The organism is Bradyrhizobium sp. STM 3809, assembly GCF_000239795.1.
Lineage (GTDB): Bacteria > Pseudomonadota > Alphaproteobacteria > Rhizobiales > Xanthobacteraceae > Bradyrhizobium.
On record NZ_CAFJ01000029.1, the window covers coordinates 1 to 3,001 of the forward strand.

The 3,001-nt window shown below is 55.6% G+C and carries 4 protein-coding genes; 2 read left to right on the forward strand and 2 right to left on the reverse strand.

The features are described 5' to 3' along the window. Both BRAS3809_RS36990 and BRAS3809_RS34525 read left to right on the forward strand, forming a co-directional pair. Nucleotides 1-389, forward strand: a 389-nt coding sequence (locus BRAS3809_RS36990; protein WP_210161090.1) for an Arm DNA-binding domain-containing protein, incomplete at its 5' end; no start/stop codon positions are given. Then, the gene (locus BRAS3809_RS34525; protein WP_083839021.1) at nucleotides 386-832 is read left to right on the forward strand and encodes an arsenate-mycothiol transferase ArsC; all 447 of its coding nucleotides are present in this window, start codon (nucleotides 386-388) and stop codon (nucleotides 830-832) included. The genes BRAS3809_RS36990 and BRAS3809_RS34525, both read left to right, overlap by 4 nt. A gap of 438 nt (nucleotides 833-1,270) precedes the next feature. Here the strand turns inward: BRAS3809_RS34525 and BRAS3809_RS01370 are convergent, their stop codons facing one another. Together BRAS3809_RS01370 and BRAS3809_RS01375 are read right to left on the reverse strand one after the other, a co-directional pair. Further along, nucleotides 1,271-2,236, reverse strand: a complete 966-nt coding sequence (locus BRAS3809_RS01370) for an FkbM family methyltransferase (RefSeq protein ID WP_083839022.1) — start codon at nucleotides 2,234-2,236, stop codon at nucleotides 1,271-1,273. Nucleotides 2,237-2,656: 420 nt separating this feature from the next. Beyond that, entirely contained in the window at nucleotides 2,657-2,875 is a 219-nt protein-coding gene (locus tag BRAS3809_RS01375) for a hypothetical protein (RefSeq protein WP_035654894.1), read from the reverse strand. Nucleotides 2,876-3,001 lie beyond the last annotated feature (126 nt).

Below are 3,001 nucleotides of genomic sequence, written 5' to 3' on the forward strand. Positions count from 1 at the left end.
CCGGCCAGGGGCACCATCTGGCGTCCGGCAGTGTCCGTCTTCCTTTAGATTCAGGACCGATCGTCCCTTGCCCTGCGCCGGCGATCGCCCCGGTTTGTTGGTCTCCGCCCCGGTTGATGGTATCGTGGGTGCTCGTTTCTAGGGTGATGGTCTCGCGATTTTTGGATGGAATCGAACCAATGCCGGCCAAGACGGACGCCCAATTCCGGCGCCTGAAGTCGGCAGAAAAGGACTACGAGCGCTCTGATGAAGGCGGGCTCTTCATGACTGTCACCAAGACGGGATCGAAGCTATGGCGCTTCGCGTACAGCTATGATGCAAGCAAAAGCCGCTCGCCCTTTTTCACGGAATCGCGAACCAAGCGCAGAACTGAAGCACCAGGACGATGAATGAAAAACAGGTACTGTTTCTTTGCACCGGGAATTATTACCGTAGCCGTTATGCAGAGGAATTTTTCAACCATCTAGCGGCCCTTGAGCGACTGGATTGGATTTCGTTCTCGAGGGGTTTGGCGGAGGAGCTCTCACCGGAGAATGTTGGCCCAATGTCCTCATTCGCCCTGCAAGCACTTCAAACACGAGGCATTGCAGCTCAAGGATCCAGGCGATATCCAATACTCTGCACAGCCGCAGATTTCTCCAAGGTCAAGCTTGTGGTCGCACTCAAAGAGGCTGAACATCGCCCGATGATCGAAAGTCGCTTTCCCAGAGAGGCAAGAAACATAGTCTATTGGGATGTCGATGACATCGCATTTCTTGACCCAAGTATTGCGCTCGGGAAGATAGACAATCTGGTTCTGAGACTCGTGAGGCAGTTGGCGGAACGTCGTTAGCTACAGACTGCCGCATCGGCTCAAATATACACCGATAGGAACCAAAGATAAGTGGAATTGGACGCTCAGAATCGAACGAGTTGATCGCCACAGTAACACGCCGAAAACTGTCGACTGCCGGCACTCATTCAGCGTCCAAATGCCGACCTCCGCAATTTGCTCTGCGCTGCATTCGGACGAACGAACCCTACCTCCTCTACTTTCGAGCATAGCGAAACGCTTCCGCTCAATCTCCAGCTTGTGCGAGTCCGCACAGTTCCGCGATCCAAGCGGATAGTGAGCGTCTCGGAACGGCGAACCTCATTTATCCTCATCATGTTTATCCCCATCATGGACCGGGACTAGTTGGTCCATCGCGATCTGCTCCTTTGAGATACGAAAGAGGATCGTAGCGCTGGCCTGGCCTGAAAATGAGCTGCCGACGAATTCCAAGCATGGTTACACCAGACGCCGGACGACCCGCTCGTATTTTTCGAAGGGGATGGCAAGGACATCGTGTGAGGGGTCGTCGACGCGCCGAGGATCGATGGGAATGACTTTCACCCGGAAGAGAGAGCGGGGAATGGAAAGAAACTTGTATCGATATTGCTGAAGGAGCCGGACAACGTCACGCTCGCCGAATTTCGGCTGGTTCCGCTCATTGGTTTCCAGGACGATGACGTCCGGCCGGATGGTTTCGAGCAGCAGATCGGCGCCCAACAGCACCTCGAACTCGAGGCCCTCCACGTCTATTTTCACGAGACGCACCCGTTCGAGCCGCTCATCCCTGATCACGTCCGACAGCCGCGCAATGCGACAGTCGAACCGATCGGTATCTGCCGTATCCGCATGGTATTTGAAAGAACCCTGCCCCCAATTCGTGCGCGGAACATTCAGCTGGAAAACTCCGGGCTGTGCCCCTACGGCACATTCGTGAAGGTGGATGTTACGGTATCCATTCACCACAATGCTCTGCTTGAAAAGATTCAGGAGACGCGGGTTGGGCTCAAACGCGAGAACCTTCCCCGTTGAGCCAACACAACTCGCCATGGTGAGGGACACGACCCCGACGTTGGCCCCCACGTCGATCGCAGTATCGCCTTCCCGCAAGATCGTCTGGCACAACCAGGTCAACTTCTTGTCGTAGTCCCCGGTGAAGTAGACGCATCGCCCGATTGCGTCGCTTGGATTGACGAGCAGCTTGCCTCCTGGGGACGGACACCACCTCGGGATTGGCGGCATTGCAGGAAGCAGCCGAGAAATCTGAGATGAATTGATGATCTTGAAGTTCCCGCTATAGAGCGGGTAGTGGCGGAAAACATTCGCACAAAAATTCGTAACGAATGACATTTGCCCCCCGTCGGCGCCAGTCAGACGCAATGAAACTGCAGACAACCTCTTCCGGTCAAGACCATTGTCGACCATCCAGCGAAAACCATCGAACAGGAACTGATTGCCGCGACGACTTCAGAGCGCTCGTCTATCGAGCATCAAAAGTAGCGATCAACAGCGCAGCGGTGACCTGGGCGGCGGGGGTTGTCAGACCGGCCCTTCTTTTAGGACTGCTTGCTCTGAACAAAGACTTGTTCAACGCCGCTTCGCTATCACTCGTCGGAAATATCGGACACTCCAGTGAATTCCTCGCCGCATTTGGTCTCCATCTCTGGGGAGCCTGGCGCCTATCGTTCGGGTGCCTATGCTTGTAGTTCGCCAATTCGCCGCTTTACTGCTGGAATAGCAATAGGACACCGCGACGCAAACGGGCTTCGCCGAATTTCGCGGCTTCGCTCCCTCCAGGAAAGCACCGATTTCGATTGGCCGAAATTTCGCTCACTATTTGAGGATTCACTCTGCCAAAGCTAGCTCAGCCTCGATTGTGGCGTCTTGTCCATCGGGAATGATCGAAGGCGACGCGACCTTCTCGCTGCCTTCCAGTTGGCGCAGCAACTCTAAGAGTCGCGGCGGCATATTGGAAGAAGTCCGGTCCAGATAGAAGCGCAGCCGGTCGCCTATTTCATCGCAAATGGCCCGACAGTACTTGTGGCTAAGGTTCTCGATACCCATAAACTCACTCCTCGGTCGTGTCCCCGGGCGCGGTATAATTCGGTAGAGCAAAGCCGTCCCCCCGTGCGCTCCCCCATTGCGCCGTAGCGGGTGGGCGGCTTTGCGGTGGTCACCGGCGATTGCCCG

Coding starts and splice junctions, on each gene's coding strand:
- BRAS3809_RS34525 (WP_083839021.1), top strand. CDS start 386: ATGAATGAAAAACAGGTACTGTTTCTTTGCACCGGGAATTATTACCGT.
- BRAS3809_RS01370 (WP_083839022.1), bottom strand. CDS start 2,236: ATGGTCGACAATGGTCTTGACCGGAAGAGGTTGTCTGCAGTTTCATTG.
- BRAS3809_RS01375 (WP_035654894.1), bottom strand. CDS start 2,875: ATGGGTATCGAGAACCTTAGCCACAAGTACTGTCGGGCCATTTGCGAT.